General features: G+C 45.2%; 14 protein-coding genes. 1 reads left to right on the top strand and 13 read right to left on the bottom strand.

Annotated elements, in window-relative coordinates; translation table 11 throughout:
* Positions 1–113 precede the first annotated feature (113 nt).
* Both KCTCHS21_RS06865 and KCTCHS21_RS06860 read right to left on the bottom strand, forming a co-directional pair.
* The gene (locus tag KCTCHS21_RS06865; RefSeq protein ID WP_130606192.1) at positions 114–1,268 is read right to left on the bottom strand and encodes a glycosyltransferase WbsX family protein; all 1,155 of its coding nucleotides are present in this window, start codon (positions 1,266–1,268) and stop codon (positions 114–116) included.
* Positions 1,269–1,466: 198 nt separating this feature from the next.
* Positions 1,467–2,405: an AraC family transcriptional regulator gene (locus KCTCHS21_RS06860; RefSeq protein WP_130606190.1), complete on the bottom strand. Its 939-nt coding sequence runs from the start codon at positions 2,403–2,405 to the stop codon at positions 1,467–1,469.
* 1,018 nt (positions 2,406–3,423) lie between these two features.
* Between KCTCHS21_RS06860 and KCTCHS21_RS06855 the strand changes: the two genes are divergently transcribed.
* A complete protein-coding gene (locus KCTCHS21_RS06855) occupies positions 3,424–3,795 on the top strand; it encodes a hypothetical protein (protein WP_130606188.1) in 372 nt (123 codons plus the stop codon).
* Positions 3,796–3,995: 200 nt separating this feature from the next.
* Here KCTCHS21_RS06855 and KCTCHS21_RS06850 read toward each other — a convergent pair whose 3' ends face one another.
* The 11 genes from KCTCHS21_RS06850 to KCTCHS21_RS06800 all read right to left on the bottom strand — a co-directional run bounded on the left by KCTCHS21_RS06850 (position 3,996) and on the right by KCTCHS21_RS06800 (position 19,807).
* Positions 3,996–5,618 carry a glycoside hydrolase family 5 protein gene (locus KCTCHS21_RS06850; RefSeq protein WP_130606186.1) on the bottom strand — a complete coding sequence of 541 codons (1,623 nt, stop codon included), beginning with the start codon at positions 5,616–5,618 and terminating at the stop codon, positions 3,996–3,998.
* A 51-nt stretch (positions 5,619–5,669) separates the two neighbouring features.
* Positions 5,670–6,554, bottom strand: a complete 885-nt coding sequence (locus KCTCHS21_RS06845; RefSeq protein WP_130606184.1) for a carbohydrate ABC transporter permease — start codon at positions 6,552–6,554, stop codon at positions 5,670–5,672.
* 18 nt (positions 6,555–6,572) lie between these two features.
* Complete coding sequence (locus KCTCHS21_RS06840; RefSeq protein ID WP_232058110.1) at positions 6,573–7,502, bottom strand: ABC transporter permease; 930 nt, start codon at positions 7,500–7,502, stop codon at positions 6,573–6,575.
* A gap of 105 nt (positions 7,503–7,607) precedes the next feature.
* Positions 7,608–9,134, bottom strand: coding sequence for an ABC transporter substrate-binding protein (locus KCTCHS21_RS06835; RefSeq protein WP_130606182.1), 1,527 nt, complete (start codon positions 9,132–9,134; stop codon positions 7,608–7,610).
* Positions 9,135–9,302: 168 nt separating this feature from the next.
* Entirely contained in the window at positions 9,303–10,898 is a 1,596-nt protein-coding gene (locus KCTCHS21_RS06830) for a response regulator (RefSeq protein ID WP_130606180.1), read from the bottom strand.
* Entirely contained in the window at positions 10,895–12,625 is a 1,731-nt protein-coding gene (locus KCTCHS21_RS06825; protein WP_130606178.1) for a sensor histidine kinase, read from the bottom strand. The genes KCTCHS21_RS06830 and KCTCHS21_RS06825 overlap by 4 nt, the downstream gene beginning before the upstream one ends.
* A gap of 542 nt (positions 12,626–13,167) precedes the next feature.
* On the bottom strand, positions 13,168–14,001 hold the full coding sequence (locus KCTCHS21_RS06820; protein WP_157993971.1) for a carbohydrate ABC transporter permease: 834 nt from the start codon (positions 13,999–14,001) through the stop codon (positions 13,168–13,170).
* A 2-nt stretch (positions 14,002–14,003) separates the two neighbouring features.
* Entirely contained in the window at positions 14,004–14,882 is an 879-nt protein-coding gene (locus KCTCHS21_RS06815; protein WP_130606174.1) for a carbohydrate ABC transporter permease, read from the bottom strand.
* A 77-nt stretch (positions 14,883–14,959) separates the two neighbouring features.
* The gene (locus KCTCHS21_RS06810) at positions 14,960–16,300 is read right to left on the bottom strand and encodes an ABC transporter substrate-binding protein (RefSeq protein ID WP_130606172.1); all 1,341 of its coding nucleotides are present in this window, start codon (positions 16,298–16,300) and stop codon (positions 14,960–14,962) included.
* A gap of 65 nt (positions 16,301–16,365) precedes the next feature.
* On the bottom strand, positions 16,366–18,759 hold the full coding sequence (locus tag KCTCHS21_RS06805; protein ID WP_130606170.1) for an alpha-L-rhamnosidase-related protein: 2,394 nt from the start codon (positions 18,757–18,759) through the stop codon (positions 16,366–16,368).
* Positions 18,752–19,807 carry a LacI family DNA-binding transcriptional regulator gene (locus tag KCTCHS21_RS06800; protein ID WP_130606168.1) on the bottom strand — a complete coding sequence of 352 codons (1,056 nt, stop codon included), beginning with the start codon at positions 19,805–19,807 and terminating at the stop codon, positions 18,752–18,754. Before KCTCHS21_RS06800 ends, KCTCHS21_RS06805 begins: the two co-directional genes overlap by 8 nt.
* Positions 19,808–20,057 lie beyond the last annotated feature (250 nt).

Here is a 20,057-nt window from a genome sequence, read left to right as displayed (position 1 = left end):
TAGAAGGCATGTACCCTATATCGAAATGCTTGTATGCTCATTGAGGCGCTCCTCCCAAACCTATAAAAACAACCAGCCCTATATTTCGAGGGACTGGTTGTTTTATTTTGTCGTTATTTATTCCTAGAGACTCCGAAAACAGCTCGTATCGCTTCCAAATATCCCATCCCATTAACAGTATCGGGCTCAAGATAGCTGCCTTCTGTCCATTCATTCCAAGCATTGATCGTTAGAATCCTCGATTTATTCGTTTCATGATCAAGGAATTGCTTCGCTTCAAGTAAATATCGCTCAAACTGCTCTGGGGTATTCTCTGACAAAGTACTCATAAAGGGGTAGCCCACCTCATCGTATACGTCAGTTTGCACAGTACGTGGACTTGAATCCCAGCCCATTGTTACATTCGGGTAGTAGGGAAGCTTATATTCACCCTTCAGACGCGACCAATCCTTTACGGCTTTATCGCCAAATTCTGAATAGGGAACTTCCGGAAAACGCTCGAATGGAATGTTGTGTATCCACACATATGAAGTAACACTATCAAATCCCAGCTTCTCTAGCATCTCATTGGGATTACTGACCGCTGTCTCTCCAGGTAGAATTTGTATGCCCCAAACAACTGCATTCAAGTGAAGCTCGCCTAAGCCGGCCTTTCTTGTTTTCTCACGAAAGCTAAGTAGAGCTTCTGCCGTCTTTTCGATACCGCCCAATCCCTCTACTAGCCTCATTAGCTCATATACGGAGAAATACAGCCCTCCTTCAACCCGCCAATAAGTGGACTGGCTAAAATAATGAGAAATAATGTGATCTGTTGCCGTTTCAAAGGTATCATGATTAACGGTGCCCGGTGCTAGAACGGTTGGGTCTGTGCTTCTTTTGTAAGGGTGAATATTAAGCCAGTCATGATTAGCCCACATCAAAGCGAACTTTAATCTATCTCGGTTAGCCGCATGCATGTAACCTTTATCCAAAGCGCCATTCAAATAAGCACCATCTTCATACCAGTACCAATCATAGATAAATGCATCTATCCCGTGATCCGCTGCGGTTGCAATTTGTTTCTCCGCTGTTTCGGGCTTGGACTCATCCAGGTAACCCCACAGAGGTACTTTGGGCTGCTGATGTCCTGGAAAACGTGGACGGGCTTGCTTCACTAGCTCCCACTCCGTCCAGCCTGCTCCATGCCACTTCTCGTTACGAGGATCTACATGATAATTGGGAAAATAATAAACGGCAATCTCATAAGGACGCTTTATAGAATCATTCATTCGTGCATTTCTCCTCTAAGTTAGATGATCACTATCTAAGTGATATCATACGGTTGGAAGAGTCACGCGTATTTGTAGCAGATGTAGAAAGATGTGTACCTGATGAAGAAGATATTGTATTTAATGAAAGAGATGCGTGAATCTAATGTAGAAGATACTTACCTATAATGAAGAAGATACTTGCCTAATTTGTCAATTTCACTTGGAATTAGGGGAGTATCTTTGCAAGGTTTCCCTATAGTGCTTGGGAGATAAGCCTTCGAATTTTTTGAACAATTTGCTAAAATGATGAATATCCGGATAGCCGATTTTCTCCGCAATCTCACCAATCGTATAAGGCTCCGTGAGCAGCATTTCCTTGGCCTTACCTAAACGTATATGAGTTAAATATTCAACGGGAGTGCGTCCCGTCTCTTGCTTGAATAAATTCCGCAAGTAGTTGGGTGCCAAGAAAACTAATTCTGCCAGCCCTTCGAGATGAAGCGGCTTAGAGTAATGAAGCTCCATTTCATTAATAACCTGAGCGATCTCTGATCGTATTGGAGCTGCCCTTTCCTCCTCTTTTTCCATAGCAAGATCACTTACCATCAACGATAGAACTTCCAAGAGACATGAACGCAGAGCAAGCTGATAACCGTAACGCTTATCAGCAAACGTTTTCAACATTCTGCGAAATAAAGCGGCATACGCCTTCGGATTCCTAGCACTCATAACATAAGGAAAGCTAACTTCTCCCCACTCGGTTTTCGGTCGTTCTGACAAGTCCTCTCTATCCGGAATTCGATCCAATCGCTGATAATCATGCTGAAGATAGACGTCATCAGCGGAAAAGTCCAGTTCTTCTCCCATATAGATCGGGTCGAAATGCACCGCAAAATAGTGAAAGACTTGTTGAGCAGGAACTCGGCAGGAATGCCGGACATGGGGAAGCATCAGATGGATGTCCCCTGCTTGAAGCAGATAAGGCTGTCCTTCAATCGTATACTCGCATTGACCCTTCAGCACATAGATAATTTCATGATCATATATAACTCGGGGAGGAACTCGGTAATCATCGTCGTCAGAAATTTCCTGAATATATCGAACATAAGGGGCTAACGTCTGGAAGTTCACAGATTGCGACAGTAATCGATTCAACTTCTATCCCCCCATTGCACTCGTTCATTTTATGCTACAACGTTTTGCGCGGCGCTGTCACTATTAATCGGACAAATTTACACACTCGATACGAAAAAATGATAAACAACTAGCCGCGAGTTGTGCGGGAGCTCCGACTAATTAGCGCTAGTGGACGCGGTCTGGGGCAGAGTTACGCGGAGGTGCCGACTAATTTTCACCATTGGGTGCGATACGGGGCCGAGTTACGCGGAGGGGCAGACTAATACTCACCAGTGGGCGCGGTTTGGGGCTGAGTTACGCGAAGGTGCCGACTAATTTTCACCATTGGACGCGGTCTGGGGCTGAATTACGCGGAGGTGCCGACTAATTTTCACCAGTGGGTGCGATACGGGGCCGAGTTATGCGGAGGTGCCGACTAATTTTCGCCAGTGGGCGCGGTCTGGGCAGAGTTACGCGGAGGCGCCGACTAATTTTCGCCAGTGGGCGCGGTCTGGGCAGAGTTACGCGGAGGCGCCGACTAATTTTCGCCAGTGGGCGCGGTCTGGGCAGAGTTACGCGGAGGCGCCGACTAATTTCCGCCACTGGGCACGGTTTGGAGCAGAGTTGCGCGGAGGTGCCGACTAATTTTCACCAGTACGCGAGGTCTGGGGCAGAGTTACGCGGAGGCGCCGACTAATTTCCGCCACTGGGCGCGGTTTGGAGCAGAGTTACGCGGAGGGACCGACTAATACTCACCAGTGGGTGCGGTCTGGGGCTAAGTTACGCGGAGACACCGACTAATTTTCACCAGTACGCGCGGTCTAGAGCCGAGTTACGCGGAGGCGCCGACTAATTTCCGCCACTGGGCGCGGTTTGGAGCAGAGTTACGCGGAGACACCCAGTAGCATTGCATTAAATTTTCAGCAGGTTGTCAAGGTTACTTCCACGAAGTAAAATGTGCTAAATTTGTATGATTTTATTTAATCAGACAATAAAAAAGCTCCTATAATTAGGGGAGAGGGTGTCCTGTCCAAATCCTAATTAAAGGAACTTCCGCATGGACAAGAATACTACAAAATCGGTCATAACGGAATACCTTTCCCCGTTAAACCACAATTTTTTATTGGCTTCCATTCAAAGTCGCGGATTAGATCGTTACGTCAAAAAGTTTCATACATTTGTTGCCTTACAACTATTCGTGTTTGCCCAATTGATGCAAACCCCATCTTACGCCAGTCTTAGCTTGCTTTTGAATACAAACAGGAAGCTTCAAAAGACAGTTGGTCTCTCCTCCATTAGTACGGCGCAGCTCTCTCGCAAATGGCGCGACTTAGATCACTCGTTTCTCGCTTATGTGTTTGGCCACATCGCAGGGCAAGCGACCCAAAAATTCGGTTCGGCGAAAACCACAATGGGAGACACCGACTAATTTCCGCCACTGGGCACGGTTTGGAGCAGAGTTGCGCGGAGGGGCCGACTAATTATCACCATTGGGAGCGGTTTGGGGCAGAGTTAGGCGGAGGCGCCGACTAAATTCCCTCCCCACACTGGACGTACAAAAACGGTGCTGTCTCAGAAGGAAATACCCTTGAGACAGCACCGCTATATCTACATAAGAAACGCTGTAAGTTAAACGTCAAGACAAACAGCATGCAGATCTATTCTGCCGCGCAGGACGCTCACTCTAACCACTGATTCATCTGCTGGTTGAAGAGCTGCAATGACGGCTTTGGAGACATTTTCTCCGGCAGATACGTCTGTCACAATTACCTCACGCCCATCCTGCTGGACAGAAATCTGTGCATCCGCGCGACATATGAGTTCCAACCCAACAGTACAGCCCTCGACGATGGCACTGAAGGTGTAAGAAGCAAACTCGCACGCTTCCAGCTCCAACGCGAGTAAATCCCAACCGCTGTCGAACACAAACTTTTTCTTGGCCGGCGTATCGGAGATCGGGTTTATGCGCATTCCCGTTTGTGTGCGGTAGGCATAGATATTACCTTCCTGGCGTAAACCACTGAAGGATATGCCCTTACCTGGAAACTCATCAAAATCCGTACCCCGCACACGGCAGCCCGGCTGACGGAATGTCGCATAGGTTACGACCGGATGAGCCACGCTATTTTCCACCTTGATGTTTTCTAGGAACTGATCCAATATTTGCTGCACCCGTACATATCCTGGTCGCGGTCCCCCTTGGGAGTAAGCAAGGAACTCATCCCACCCTTCGGGCTTGTTGATCGAATACGGGGAATTGGTGCACTCCATCTTCTTCCAAGGCCATAGATTATACCCAATGTCCAGCGAGACAGCTAGTGGATATAATGCTGCATACCACTCGGGAATACTCTCTCCCGTTTCACCTAGCCATAACGGCTGGTCTAAGCGCTCGGACACCTCCAAATATTCACGAAGGGACTCCACGCTAGGCATACAGGCATAACGATGGAAGTGGATGACCATGTTATCATCATATTTTTTATAGAACACCGACATGTCAGTTGCCCAGTGATGACCCTCCACACTAAGCATATGGTGAGGATCTATCGCACGGATTTGAGGGATGACTTCCTCATAGAACGCGACAAGTCGCTGTACGAGATAGGATTGGTGCTTGTCTTCCCATAGGCCGGGTCGTAAAGGTTCATTAAGCAAATCATACCCGCCTACAATCCAGCGATCACGATAACGACGAGCGATTTCCTTCCATAACTCAATACATTTATTCCAGCTGTCCTCATCAGTAAACAAACGTGGGAAATCATCAACTGAATCGTCTATGTTGGAGCCCGTCTGCCCACCCGGTGCCCCATGTATGTCTAGAAATGCGTATAAACCAAACTCCTCGCACCAGTCCAAGCACCGGTCAATAAGGGCAAAGCCCTCCTCTTTCCAAGCAATGCCCGGCTCATCTTCCATTAGAACTCTCCAGCCAATTGGGATGCGCAATGAGTTGTAGCCCAGCTCCGCCATACGTTTAACATCTTCGCGAGTCACATAATTTTCGCGGAAGCGAGTCCAGAACGATTGTGCGTATTCACTGCCAGCTAGCTCTCGAATGATCTCTTCCATCCGACGAGGACGATCAAAGCGGCCTGTATAGGACAGCCACATATACCCCTCACTCAGCAGCCAATTACCTAATCCCCAGCCGGTAAGAACAATCTCTTCGCCCGCTCCGTTAACGACTTTCTTCCCATCTGCTCGTAGAAATCCTTTGACAAGCTCGCGTTTCGTCTTTTCAAACATAATAAGCGATCTCCTTTTCTATCACTGAGGATATACATAACTGCAATTCACTTACCCTTTAACAGCACCAATGGAAATACCTTTAATAAAGAAGCGCTGGAAAAATGGATAAGCAATAATAATCGGCAGCGTGCCCATAACCGCCACTGCCATACGGATGCTGATCGAAGGGATCTTACTTGTGTCTATGCTCATCCCCGCGGCTGCAGTGCTTTTCAGAAACTGTGTATCCAATAGCATTTTATTAAGTAGCACCTGAATGCTATAGAGATTGTCTTTGTTAATGTAATACAAGCCGTTGAGCCAGTCATTCCAGTATCCAAGACCGACAAGCAATGCCAGTGTAGAGATGACGGGTAAAGACATCGGCAGGACAACGTTTAACAGAGTACGGAATTCTCCCGCTCCATCAATCTTCGCAGCCTCAATTACCGCCTCGGGTACATTCGTTGTAAAATAAGTCCGCATGAGAATGACATTGAATGCAGCCATCAGAAGATTAGGCACGATAAGTGCCCAAATCGTATTCTTAATGCCGAAGGTTTGCGTCCACATGATATAGCTAGGTACAAGCCCACCGTTAAACAGCATAGTAAAAAACAAGAAAAAGGCAATTGGTCCTTTGCCAGGCAAATTCTTACGTGCTAATGGGTAAGCAAACAGTGTCGTAAGAACAAGGCTTACGAGGGTTCCCACAATAGCGACCAAAATTGAAATCCCATATCCCCGGAGTACATTCCCCGAATCAAACAACAAATATTTGTAGGCAGAAAAATCAATGCTCCTGGGGAAAAAGGAATAGCCATCGCGGATGAGCATCGCTTCATTCGTAATAGAAGACACGATGAGCAACACGAAAGGAAGCAAACAAAACAACGAAAGAAGCGCCATAATGGTATGCGCTACCACCTGAAAGGACTTGTTGGATTCAACCATTGTGCCTCTCCCCCCTTCTTAATATAGCGCGCTATCTTCGCTAACTTTTTTCACAATTGCATTCACTATTACGACCAGAAGAAAGCCCATTAACGATTGATAGAGCCCCGCCGCAGCAGCCATACCGATGTTGTTAAGCTCAATCAAGCCCCTATACACATAAGTATCAATGGTGTTGGTCACATCCATAAGCGGGCCACTATTCATTGGTACTTGATAGAAGAGACCAAAATCTGTGTAGAAAATCCGACCAACTGCCATGAGCGTAAGAATACTAATAGTAGGAGTCAGGCTTGGAATCGTAATAAAACGAATTTGCTGCCACCGATTAGCTCCATCGATTACGGCAGCCTCATAATGCGACCTATCGAAGCCTACTAGTGTTGCGAAGTATATAATGCAGTTATACCCAAAATATTTCCAGATATTGACGACAGTCAGAATAATGGGCCAGTACGTCGGGTCGGAGTACCAGGACTTCCGATCAAGGCCGAGCGGCTCTAAGATGCTGTTGTTAATAAATCCAGATTCTGTGCTGAGAAATGCGTAGACCAGATAGCTAACGACCACGATTGAGATGAGGAAGGGTAGCAAAATAAGGGTCTGGTAGGTTTTCTTAAACCACTCTTTACGAATTTCGTTCAGGAGTATAGCCACAGCGATAGCCATAATTGTGCCAAGCACGATAAAGACCACATTGTAACCGATTGTATTGCGGGTAATCGTCCAAGCAGAATTCGTGTTAAATAGATACTTAAAGTTGGATAACCCAGAGAATGGACTACCCCATATGCCTTCTCGAAAGTTGAACTTCTTAAAAGCAACTATGATACCCGCCATGGGAATATAGTTGTTGATAATAATGTAGAGGGCTCCCGGTAATAGCATGAGATAGAGTGGAAAAAACTGCAGCCAGCGGTTCTGTGATCTTCTAAACGCTTGTATCATAAGCTCCCTCCTCATGTGGGCAGGTGTTGCAAGGAACAAAGAGAGCGATTAGCTCGCCCTCTTTGTCTGCTTTATTTACCGTATATTGCAGCAAGCTCACAAAGCTTACTTGTTTTCTTCTAACCATTTGTTAAGCTGCAGCTGTTTTTCATCAACGATTTTTTGCACGCCCGCATCATTTAACTCCTGAACAAACTTAGGAAGCGTCGTTGCCGGATCAAGCATGCCGCTTTCTATCGCATTAGCGAATTTAGCGATGACGTTGTTGCTAGCTGTAATCTCATTAAGGACATTAGAATTGTTCCACATAAAGCCCTTAGCTACAGAGGGGGACGCAGATTCATTAAACGCGATTGTATCTTTCCAAATACTCGCTCCATCAGCTTCCCATGGGGTAGTGATCAGCTCGTTCAGCCAAGCCCATGCAACGCTAGAGTAGGATGTATTAGATGCATCCACTCCCTCTGGGTAGGACAGAACTCCAGCAGTAGTGTCTTTAACGTAGTGCTTGCCTTCAATTCCATTAACCAAAATGTCAGCTAGCTCAGGGTTGATGTACATTTCATTGAGCACTTCCATCGCACGTTCAGGCTTTTTACTCGTATAAGAGATATACCACTGGTTGGAAACGCCGGAGGTTGTCGAGAATGGCTTAACTAATTCAACAACTGTCATTGGCTTACCCGCCTTACGCTGCCATTCTGCCTCTATACCTGGCTTCGTGTTCGTAAAGGCAGAAAAACCTTTGCCAGCGCCGATTAGGCTGCCAGCACTTTCAGTGTTAGTAGAAGCGTCAGGCATAATGAGTCCTTGCTTCGCCCACTTGTAGCGGAGCTCTACTTGCTTTTTGTAGGTTTCGCTCGCAAACCAGTTAACTACAGTTGTATTGGACGCATCTAATCCATTCTCTAGAACTCCGAAATCATATCCCAAGTCATCCTTGGTCACGGGCATTTGACCCATTAGGCCATTGTCCGAAACGAGTGGATGAACAGTTGGATACTTAGCCTTAATGGCTTTAAAGAGCTCTTCAAGATCATCTTGTGATTTGATTGTCGATGCATCATAGCCAATGCCTTCCAACATTTCAGTAGCCATAGCGATACCATAGCCCTGTGCTTTTTCTTTATTGTTAGGCACAGCGTAAATTTTGCCGCCAACGGTCATTGCACGCCAGTCTTCGTCACTGATCTGCTCCAACAGGTCTTTACCTTTTTTGGCAAGCAGGTCGTCCAAGTCTAGGATTTGGCCGCTGTTAGCAGCGGTTGCCGTGTTGAATGCAAAGTTAGGCATCAGATCAAATTGCTCATTGCCGGAGAACATTAGGTTAACTCCCTGCTGGAAGGAACCATAATCCAGACGAACGAGTTCAATATTCGTATTGAACTTTTCTTTCGTAATAGCAGACGCTGCTGCTGCCACTTCTTTAATAGCTTCACTTGTTGCTGGTCCAACAAATACGATTTTTACCGTGTACTCATCGGCATTTGTAGCAGACTGTCCGGTAGCTGAGCTCTGTGGCTCCTTGGAAGGCGCTGACTCGTTAGACGAATTGTTGCTGCATGCCGCCAATAGTACTACCGTAAGCACAGCAGTTAGGAGCATTGAAACCGATTTCTTAAGCGCTTTCATACTGATGACCCTCTTTCTGTTTTGTAATTTGCCTCCCTTTCATTATGGCGGACAGCCCTTTCATCATCTGCTGTTTTAATACCCTGTTTTGTTCCCTTTATGACATCTGTTATCCGAATTTCGGACACATTGTTCAATAAGTAACTTAATCCTATTCCATTTGTTACTTTACCGTTTTCTGTCCTCCGTAGGGCTCACTCCGATGAGTTTTTTGTACACTTGGGAAAAATGAGAGAAATTAGCGTAACCCATTTTCATAGCGATCATGCTGATAGGCAATTCTGTCGTTTTTAGCAGTGCCTGCGCCATCTTCATTTTTTCCTCCGTAATAAACTCCATTAGCGACATCCCGGTCTCCTGACGGAACAATCGGGAAATGTAGCTAGGATTCAGAAATACCGCCTCGGCAATATCGGTGCGGCGTATGTCCTTGTCCAGATTAGAACGAATATACTGAATGATCTGCTCGATCTGATTTTTGTTTTTCTGGCCGCCCGAGGGCATCGTTTCAAAATAATCTTCAATATAATGAAGGAACTTGTGCATTTCGTCGATGCTCGTATAGGGAGTCAGCGCGATATCCAGTAGCTCATCATCCGGAAAAATCTCCTTGACGGAGCGATCCATCTGCTCAAGAACCATGTAGAGCATCTGTATAAATTCCTGATAGAAGCGCCTGAGCAGCTGCGCTGTGAGCTGACCTGATGCAGACAGCTCGTCCAAAAAAGCAATAGCCTGCTCGCAAACGGCTGATGCCCCTCCATTGAGCAGTAGGCTTCCCCAGATTTTCATATTCGGTATGTCGACACTCTCTATATCGTGATGTCCTTCGTAACCGGCAATAAACACCTTGCTCGTTAGGGAAACATTATTTTTGCGCATCACTTCAAGCTGCATGGCACACACAGAAATCTGCGAATGGGAAGTGACACTCGCTGCGTAGCATGCGATATCGGACCCATTGTATTGGCGGCAGGCATCCATAAGTAGCTCTAGCTGGCGCATTAGGCCTTGCTCGTCCATTGTGAATCGAGTGTCGGAATAGATGACAAGCCCATAGTCTTTTTTGGATAGCTGTGTAATAAGAATCTTCTGCCCATAGCGAGCAAAAAGCTCTGCAGCCTTCGTTCGCAGCAGTTCATCTAGATCATCCGCTTCGGATACCCTCCTGTTAACGCTCAGCAGCACGAGATGAAGCTTGCCGTCAGCACTTATGGTAATGCCAAGCTTGGCGGAATCGTCTAGCAGAGTTTCAGTCCGAATCTCCCTGTCCGTAAACCAACCACGCAGCAGCGCATCAACTAACCGTGCTTTTTCGTGATAGAGCATTTTGCCATAGTCATAATATTTCTGGCTTTCCTGATTGGCCTGAATTTTATGTGCTGCACGCTCAATCGCGTTTTCAATATCCTTATATCGCGCCGGCTGCAAAATATAATCAAACCCGCCCAATTGCATAGCTTGCTTCATATAAATAAAATCCGCATGCGCTGTAAGGAAAATGCACTCCATCGTCTTCTGCTGATCCTTAATCCAACGAAACAGATCAAGTCCGCTTTCCACTGGCATCTCAATATCGCAGAGAAGAATATCCACCGTTTCCCTCATAATAATTTCCTTAGCCTCGAACGCATTATACGCCTTCAATACTTCGCGAACGCCGATTTCCTTCCAGTTCACCCCAAAGATAATGCCACTAACGACACTGGTCTGGTCATCCACCACAAGCACGACCATATCCTTCATCTCCTTTGTTTGCTTCATCTAAGCTGCTCCGTCCCTACTATATCATTCCGGTACGGTATAAAGATCTCCACACATGAACCGTTGGAACGGTCAAAGTAAAACATTTTTTTGTTCTCATAGATAAGTGCAAACCTGCGGCGGACATTGGCAATGCCCACGTGCTGTGCGGCGGTTTGAATATCGCTGCCCCCGTTGAGCCAGCTTAGTGCTTCATCTGAAAAGCCTGGTCCGTTATCCAGAATGGTAATGTTGATATACTCTCCATCCTCATTTTGCAGCAGCCTGACTTTAATATGAATCTTAAGCGTCGTATGCGGTACGGTCGCATGCTTCACCGCATTCTCTACAAAGGTAAGAATGGTCAGCGGGGGAATCTGCAGCTCATTTAAGGCCGTATCGACATCGATTGTGCAGTTAATGGGCACAGATAAGCTCATCTGCTGTAGCAGTACATACGTTTCGACATTGCGCAATTCAACTGATAACGGAATAGTCACGGCGTGCTCCTGAATCATAAAGCGCAGGTAATCCGAGAGTACGAGTATCATTTTCTGTATTCGCTTATAGCTTTCCGCCTCCGCCAGTCCATACAGGTTTTTCAAAATATTGAGGAAAAAATGGGGACGGATCTGAATTTGCAAATACTCCAGCTTAGCTCGATGAGCCTCCAGCTTCTGCTCGTACGCAACGATCTTGAGCCGCTTAATCTGGTCCATCATGGCATTAAATGCCTCACTTACCTGCTCAAATTCCTCTATTCGTCCTACTGGGCTTATTTTTGCCTCGATATTGCCGTTACGAATACGCTCAATAGTGCTTACGAGCTCACTAAGCGGTGTAAAAAAATTGCGCTTCAGTAACCGGAAGCATACAAAAAGCAGGATAATAAACACAATTGAAGCAATGAGCAACGAGAGACTCAGTGGATTCATTGCACCCAGAAAATTATGATAGCGCATGGCGTAGACGAGATTAATTCCCGCATTTTCACTATAGCTCTGTACGATAAAATATCGCTCAGCCTTGCCAGAAATGTAGTACGCATCGCTGTTACCTTTAAGAACAATGCCAGCATCCCCAACGACCTTCTTGGACGTCAATGCTTCCCCCTGCGTAGTTGAATATAGGAAAATATCATTGGAACTATCCTGTTTAGAGCTATTGCCCGGTGTCGTCGCTTGGCTCAGGTCAAGCATGAAGATAGTGAACACGCCGTTGCCGCCGAGAATGCGGAAAAGATAGTTTTTGGCGCCCACCTGTTGAGTAAACCATCCCCGCTGCCCCAGATCTGTCTCGGTGATAACAAGCTTCCTCAGATAATGATCAACCTCTTCACGTTCATCGGAGCTAATGTCTCCTTGGAACACTTTTCGGTATAGCTCATTTTTGGGGGTGTAGATAAACAAAGCAGCCGCAGTCTTCTGGGTAGGGAGAAAATCCTTGAATTTTTCCAAAATACTGAATGTATTAAGGTGTGCATCAAGCGGTGTCAGCTCATAGCGCAGACGTCCATAGCTACGATCATTAGCTACGAGATTAGCCATGAAGTTCTCGACATTATGCAAATTCTCCTCTAGGTAGAAACGGTTAAACTCCACACGGCTCTGGTTCGTCTCCGCTATTCTGTTATTCAGCATGTTCACGGTGTAAAAGTTGTAAACCAACAAAAACCCAGTAAACGGAACCGTAAATATCATCATAATAAGTACAATAAGCTTTTTGGATGAAATACTTCTGCTCATCATATCTGCTACCTCACCCGATTCTAGAATTTCATGTTAAACATGTGAACAGTCTACAAGAGTAAAGCTTGAACATCAATAAATTGTGTATACGAAGAGGCTGTCCCATAAGTGAATTTTAAGATCACTTATGTAATAGTTCACTTTGAGTAAGAATGACGTTCAAACGAAAAGGTGATGGCGCAGGAGGTTATTCCTGTGCCTATATTGAATGCACAAAGAAACCTCATCTCGTAAATGGTTGCTCAACACACCCATTTGACCAAAGAGAGGTTTATTTTTGCATTTTTCTGGTCCTACTCGATTAGAAAAAGAGGGGAAGTATCTCCTGTAGGAGCGAAGCGCTTGCCTTTGAAATCGTGAAATCTCCTTGTTACGAGTTTACCCATTCAGATTTCACGATTTCAACCCGGGGTCCCCGTAAAGTATTCGGAAATGACTACAAAGCTTATCTTCACTATACGGGGTGGAGCAACAACCGGAAGGAGATACATCCCCGCAAAAACTATAATCGATAGACAGCTCCCTGAAAAATGTCAGATAGGCTATCCTTTAATAGAGCCAGCAGTCATCCCTTCGATAAAATAACGGGAGAACAGCAAATAGACTAGCATAGATGGAAGCGTGACAATTGTTAAACCAGCTAACAAAACACCATAATTGGTATTGTACTGAGATTGAAAGTTAAGTAATCCAAGAGGCAATGTTTTTAACTTATCTTCTGATATCGTGATCAACGCCCAGAAAAACTCGCTCCAAACACCAACGAAGCTCATAATTGAGACAACTGCGAGCACAGGAACAATTAATGGAAGATCAATGGACCAGAAAATACGTAGCAAACCAGCCCCATCTATTTTAGCTGCCTCTTCCATCTCCTTCGGCAGTGTATCAACAAAATTCTTAATCAAATAAATGGCCATTCCAATTCCTCCGCCTATATATGCCAGGATTAAACCCTGATGCGTATTTAGGAGATCAAATTGGCGAAGCATCAGGAATACAGGAATTGTTGTCATCTCAGAGGTTATCATCAGCGTAGCTAAAAATAAAAAGAACAGGATCCGATAACCAGGCGGCTTCCATTTACCGAGCGAATACGCGGCAAGCGTTACGACGATTAATTGGAAAAACAGTGTCGCACCTGTAACTGTTACACTGTTCAGAAAGTAAACCGACACTTTGCCAATTTGGAATGCATCTGCGTAATTCGTCCATTGAAACTTCCCAGAAGGCCATAGCTGCGTAGGAAATAACATGATTTCTTTAGTCGATCTTAATGAATTCAAAATCATATATATCATAGGGTAAAGGATAATTAAAGTAATAAGCGACAACAACACATAGTTGCTCCATCGTGCTAGTCTGTTTCTGAGCATCTTCATCCCTCTCGATTCGCCATAAGTTTTCTACTAATCAACGTCAGCACAAGGATAATGATGAATAATAGAATTCCCATGGTAATAGCTTCACCGAATTTGAAGGACAGGAATGCCCTCCGATAAACCATAATTCCAAGCACTGTCGTGCTGTCGCCTGGTCCGCCCCCCGTCATCATATAGATGAGATCGAACGCCTTAAGACCGCCGATTAACGACAAAATGAAATTCACTTCCGTTATACCCGTCAATAAAGGGCGAAAGATGTTCCACATCATCCTGCCTTTTCCAGCACCATCGATTTTTGCGCTTTCTATGACTTCCTTAGGGATAGTCAACATCGCTACGATGTAGAACGTAACCGTCATACCAATAAATTTCCACGTATTAACCGCCATGACCATATTCATTGCTGTACCGGTATCTCCAAGCCAGCCTCTAGCAAAGGACCCGAGTCCTAGCTTGTTTAACCATTGGTTTACCATACCGAAGTTCGGTGAAAGCATATTAACCCAGAGCAGAGATACAACCGCTCCTGGCAAGATTACCGGTGTATAAATGGCTATTCGCAGCAATTTTTTCCAACGTTCTGACACGAGCGAATAAATAAAGTAGGCGATTAAAAATCCAAGAACCGTCTGGGCAATTGTTGTAATAAAAGCGAATTTAAGCGTTCGTCCAGTCGCTTCCCAGAAGTGTGTATCGCTCCATACCGTTTCGTAATTTCTCCACCCCACCCATTTGAACGCTGAATTGAACCCGTTCCAATCAGTAAAGCTTCGTACGATGCTGGTGGATACCGGATAGAGAAAGAAAGCCGCGAATAAAAGCAGAGCCGGTAATAAAAATAAGTAGGCCAGCAGTGTTTTTCGTTCTGTCATGTGGTTCTCCTCGTCACAAACGTGAGACTGGCAACATGTACAAGCTTGCCAGTCATTAACCGTTTGGAAATATAAAACTATTGTTTAGCTGAATTTATGGCGTTGCGATGATCCTTCTCCATCTTCTCTGCAATCTTTTCCGCCTTTGCGTCACTCTTGAGCAAATACTCAGCGAAGCTTGCCTGTAATAGCTTAGCTAGTTCACCAGGATTGTAGCTTAGCTGCTGCTTAGGATAATCTGATGCGCTAGATGCAACTTGATCGATAAGCGTATCAAGCGTCTCGTTCCCAGTCTTCAGTTCCTTCAAGACTGGCATCGCTTGCGTTGATTCCGCCCAAAGCTTCTGGTTTTCCTTGCTCGTCAAATATTTCAAGAAAGTAACCGATTCCTCTGGGTACTTACTCGCCTTCAGTACGAAAAAACCATCAGCAGTAAGTGGGGCTTGAGCTTTCATGCCTTCTTGTGCAGGGAACAAGAAGGCTCCGAGCTCATCGTCGATTTGAGGCTGAAGTGCTGAGATCTGATTGTTGTTTCCTAATACCATAGCTGCTTTTTTGCTGAGCAATAGATTTGAAACCTCGTCTCCACCAACTGCGAACGAATCCTTACCAAAGTAACCCTGATTAAACCATTTTTTCGTAAGCTCCATCGCTTGAATATATTCGGGGGATGAATAGCTTTCCTCGCCCTTTAACCAATCCCCGGTCGCTGTTCCATTGCGTAAGAAGTTCATACCTGCCAATGAATCTTTAAGAATACTTAGGCCTCCATCTTTACCGCTGGCAGCAAGAGGAATGATATTTTTCGAGGATAGAGCTGACATGACCGATTCGAATTGCTCCAACGTTTGCGGAATTTGCAGCTGATTATCTTGGAAAATCTTTTTGTTATAGATGACGACTTGGAACGAGAGCTTAAACGGAATGTTGGAAATATACGGCTTCTCTGGACTTACAATACTTGTTGCTAGCAGATCGTTACGGACAAACGAATTTTTCCAAGCCTCATCCTCGTTCAGATACTTATCTAATGGGAGTGCTGCATCAACCTCATTAACGAACGGTGCCATCCAATGTGTCCACCCGAAAGAAATATCAGGCTCTTGCTTAGAAGCAACCTTGGTTTGAAGAACCTCGATGACCTTATCCCAAGGTACGATTTCTGGTTTGATTTTAATATTGGGATTCGCTGCTTCAAAGTTTTTGATCGTTTCGTTCATCTTGTCTTCGTACTCAGGCCAAATATAAAGAAATTTAAGCGTTACCTGCTCTGTTGAACCGCCAGACGGTGATGCTTTCGATGCATCCGGTAATTCGTTCGTACCCGATTCTTTATTGCCGGAACCACACGCTGCTAACATTAAAATTAATGCTACACAAATCGACCAAACTCCCCAAAACTTAGCCATCTTTTTCATTTTTTATGACTCCCCTTTATCTCATTCATTTATTTTCAATGCTTTGCACATTAAAAACCTTACTGTTATGTTGTACTCCAATTTCCTCCATGAACATATTCATGGACGCTGCCATCCGGCAGCTCGATTCGCACGGGTATCCCTTTCGGACTGTACACCGTAAGGTTCAGATTTCCATTATCCTCTTTGCGCCAGGCGACTTGAACTTCACCTACAGGTGTTGCCACCGTACCTTCTGCCCAAGAGAGGCTGCCTGTATTCGGCTTAATGAGAATGCGTTGGTAACCGTTTTCAGCCGGCTGTACACCGAGAATTTGACTCGTAAATTCATAAATAGGAACCGCTCCCCAGCCATGGCAATCGCTTCTTTGCGATACTGGATCCTCAACCCAAGTCGTTAACCCAAGCGCAGCGAGCTTTCTCCAAATATCCCATAGCTCAAAGGATCGTTCATATCTCCCGGTCTTCTCCAGAGAACGAAACAGGAAGAATGACATGGCGTATGAAACAGCAGGCAATTGTTGATTTGACAGCATGCGATCCATTAGCTGGCTTGCTTCTACTCCCTCAATCGTTCCAGAAAGCACTCCCCAGATTTGTGCATGCTGAGAATATAATCCTGTACCTGGACCATCCTCGAACATTTGCTCATCCTCAGACCAGCAATATTGCCGGACTGCTCTCTTCACATTTTCCGCGCGTGATATGTATTCTTCCGCTGTTGAGTGACGCCCGACCTGTAAGTTAAGATCCGCTGCTGTCTGAAGGGCAGATGCATATATAAGACTATAGAAAGTTAGAGGACCGCTTTCATTCGCTTTAGGCACCCCTTGGCTATGACGCCATTCTTCTACCCAATCCACGAAGGACCATACTTCCGCGGGCAATTTTCCAACTAATCCATTCTCATTAACTTTAGCATCGAACCAGCCTAAGATCGCATCAACAGTTGGTAAATATTTGCGAACAAGTGATAGGTCTCCGAAATAGCGATAATGGTCTGCAACCATCATGACCCAATACACGGAAAAGCCAGGTATAACTTGTGGATACAAAGATGGATAGCGACTCTGAATCATACCGTTCGGCATAAGTGAGCTATGAAAATCAAAAATGGCTTTTCTAGCAAGCCGGTCATCCGCACTTAGCTGGAATGTAAACAATGCCTGTAGACGGGTATCCATAATATATTGAAGCTGTTCGTAGTAGGGACAATCTTCATAGGTTTCATGCATGCACCTTTTTAGGGTGTTGATACTGATATCCCATAAGGGTGTGAATGTTTCGTCAGAGGATTGGAACGATGCCTTGACTTCAAGGGGATAACCTGTCTCCCGAAAGTTAAAACGGTGCAGTCGAAGCTCTTGCTCACTTGCTTCAATCGTGAGCTTGACGTATCGGAAGGTACGAAACTCGAAAGGCTCGTAACATTCCATAATCCCCCGTTCAAAGCTTCCTACGCCTGCTGCAATATAGATGTCTTTCTCTCCAAAGAGCTGACGACCTTCGGGATCATAACGAATATCTTTGTTCCTTCTGATCGTCGATTCGGGCTCCTTCTCATAGCACTCTGAGCACAAGATTTCAATATTCGCGCCCTTTCCGCCAGATATGTCCAGAGTCAAGTAACCCGTCAGTAATTCCCCTGCGTCAAGCTCAACCACAAACTTTTCACCGGGTGCAACTACCCAAAACTGTGATTGTACTTGATTGTTTAACAGATGAAACACAGGCTCGGCTTTTGACGTGCTTATGCGCTTAACACCCACAAATCCTCTCTTGTGTTCATACATCGAAGGAATCGTTCTTGGCATCAGTGGCCAAGGAGTTAATTGTCCAAACATCGTATCCATAATATCCGAGACAACGACTGAAGGTTTCCATCCCGTAGCGGCATCTTCATTCCTCTGCCACCCGAACGGCAGCTTCTCTCCGTCCACACGTTCCGTTCCACCAACGTAGAGTGTTTCCTGCTCACCGGCTTCAAAGCTAATCGCATTATCAACAAGACATTCCCATTCTTCATTGCTTGAAAGAGAAATGGTTGCGTTACCATTTTGTTGCACTAAAGTACCCTCGAATAAGAAAACACCCTTGTTTGATCGCCATACTGACGCGGGTCCTCCATCTCCTAAGCGGAATGGCTCATAAGGGGTGTAATGTACGACCTTGACCGCCAATGTGTTTAGTCCAGCAACCAATAGCTTCGTCAAATCAACAGTCTCATAATAATGAGTAAACCGGTCTCCCTTAGATGGACCAACGCTGGCTGACACGCCGTTAAGATATAACCGGTAACGACTGTCAGCGGATATATGCGACACAAGCTCGGCAGATTCAATATCCGTTACAGTGAAGCTTCTCCGAAAATAAACGATCTCATGCTTTCCTTCAATAAGAGTTGTCGGTTCTCCCGAGCTCCATATCCATTTTGCTTGCCAATCTATCCTGCTACTCATGAATTCCCTCCGGCTGTATTAGTACGGGGCCTGTGCTTTCATTTACCTGAAGTGTGCAATTAACCATTTGCCTCGCTACATCTTCCTTCCCATTAATCAAATCGATCAGCAATTCCGCTGACAACTCTCCTAATTGGTAACGGGGATGAGCTACCGTCGTCATTCTTGGATAGCTGTGCTTAGCAATATCATTCCCGTCTATACCGATAATAGATAACTCTTCGGGGATCTTGATTTTCATCCGATGAGCGGCTTGAAGTGCTCCTACAGCTAATAAATCATTAGCAGCAAAGATTGCTGTTGGCCTCGGATCAGCCCGAAGTAAGGAATAAGCGGCCTCTTCTGCCACTCGGACATCTTCCTTGTCAATAAGGGCGATGTGACCCGTGTTAAGCTGAATCCCCTTTTTCGCCTGAGCATCTCTATACGCCCTAAAACGATCAATCCATACATTCGCATCCCTATTCAAGTTCAAATGGGCGATGACTTCGTGTCCTAATTCGTGGAGATGCTCCATCGCCAAAGATCCTGCCATATAGTTATCGATCAGAATCGATGGAAGCAGCGTCTGCCTAGGAAAAGGATCAACGAGCACAATTGGAACGGTATGCTTTCGATTCTCGTTAATCTCTTCCAATTCTCTAAAAAGCTGCTCTTGGAGAGCAATGGAATCGAACTCCAACGAGGTAAAGATCATACCATCGACTCGTTGCTCCAATAATAGATTTACATTACTCTTCGCACTCTCATAGTCCATTGCATTGCAAATAATAATACTCTTCCCAAGCTTCCTAGCTTTAGTCTCTACTCCGAGAATGAATTCTGAGAAGTAAGGGTTCGCTATATTGGAAAGCAGTACCCCAATAATATTCGTACGGTTGGTCACCAGACTTCGCGCAATATTGTTAGGAGAGTAATTTAATTGCTTGATCGCACGCTCTACTTTCAAGCGAGTCCGTTCTTTAACGGATTGAGGATAATTAATTACTCGCGAGACCGTGATCGGAGCAACTCCTGCCAATTCTGCTACATCTTTTAAGGTTACCATTTGTGTTCTCCATTCAAAATGGTTGCGTTACCATTTCAATATAAACAAATACTCTGGAAAATTCAAGTACCTTATTAGAAAAAGATTTTTATTTTCAAGACCACCTTAAGGCGAGCTTTGGTTCATTGTTACATCTGGGAAGGAACTGACCTATTATATAATTCTACAGTAACTGTCGAGCACACTTCCTTGCTCAATAGTCTTCTCTGTACTCACGAATATTGACAATTAGGCTCTATGTCACGCATAT

Origin of the sequence: Cohnella abietis (genome assembly GCF_004295585.1) — a bacterium.
Lineage (GTDB): Bacteria > Bacillota > Bacilli > Paenibacillales > Paenibacillaceae > Cohnella > Cohnella abietis.
This window is presented reverse-complemented; position numbering and strand designations above follow the sequence as displayed.

Excerpts from the sequence above, each read along its gene's own strand:
- KCTCHS21_RS06800 (WP_130606168.1), bottom strand. The coding sequence starts at position 19,807 with ATGGTAACCTTAAAAGATGTAGCAGAATTGGCAGGAGTTGCTCCGATC.
- KCTCHS21_RS06805 (WP_130606170.1), bottom strand. The coding sequence starts at position 18,759 with ATGAGTAGCAGGATAGATTGGCAAGCAAAATGGATATGGAGCTCGGGA.
- KCTCHS21_RS06815 (WP_130606174.1), bottom strand. The coding sequence starts at position 14,882 with ATGACAGAACGAAAAACACTGCTGGCCTACTTATTTTTATTACCGGCT.
- KCTCHS21_RS06865 (WP_130606192.1), bottom strand. The coding sequence starts at position 1,268 with ATGAATGATTCTATAAAGCGTCCTTATGAGATTGCCGTTTATTATTTT.
- KCTCHS21_RS06830 (WP_130606180.1), bottom strand. The coding sequence starts at position 10,898 with ATGAAGCAAACAAAGGAGATGAAGGATATGGTCGTGCTTGTGGTGGAT.
- KCTCHS21_RS06820 (WP_157993971.1), bottom strand. The coding sequence starts at position 14,001 with ATGCTCAGAAACAGACTAGCACGATGGAGCAACTATGTGTTGTTGTCG.
- KCTCHS21_RS06840 (WP_232058110.1), bottom strand. The coding sequence starts at position 7,502 with ATGATACAAGCGTTTAGAAGATCACAGAACCGCTGGCTGCAGTTTTTT.
- KCTCHS21_RS06835 (WP_130606182.1), bottom strand. The coding sequence starts at position 9,134 with ATGAAAGCGCTTAAGAAATCGGTTTCAATGCTCCTAACTGCTGTGCTT.
- KCTCHS21_RS06825 (WP_130606178.1), bottom strand. The coding sequence starts at position 12,625 with ATGATGAGCAGAAGTATTTCATCCAAAAAGCTTATTGTACTTATTATG.
- KCTCHS21_RS06855 (WP_130606188.1), top strand. The coding sequence starts at position 3,424 with ATGGACAAGAATACTACAAAATCGGTCATAACGGAATACCTTTCCCCG.
- KCTCHS21_RS06850 (WP_130606186.1), bottom strand. The coding sequence starts at position 5,618 with ATGTTTGAAAAGACGAAACGCGAGCTTGTCAAAGGATTTCTACGAGCA.
- KCTCHS21_RS06810 (WP_130606172.1), bottom strand. The coding sequence starts at position 16,300 with ATGAAAAAGATGGCTAAGTTTTGGGGAGTTTGGTCGATTTGTGTAGCA.
- KCTCHS21_RS06845 (WP_130606184.1), bottom strand. The coding sequence starts at position 6,554 with ATGGTTGAATCCAACAAGTCCTTTCAGGTGGTAGCGCATACCATTATG.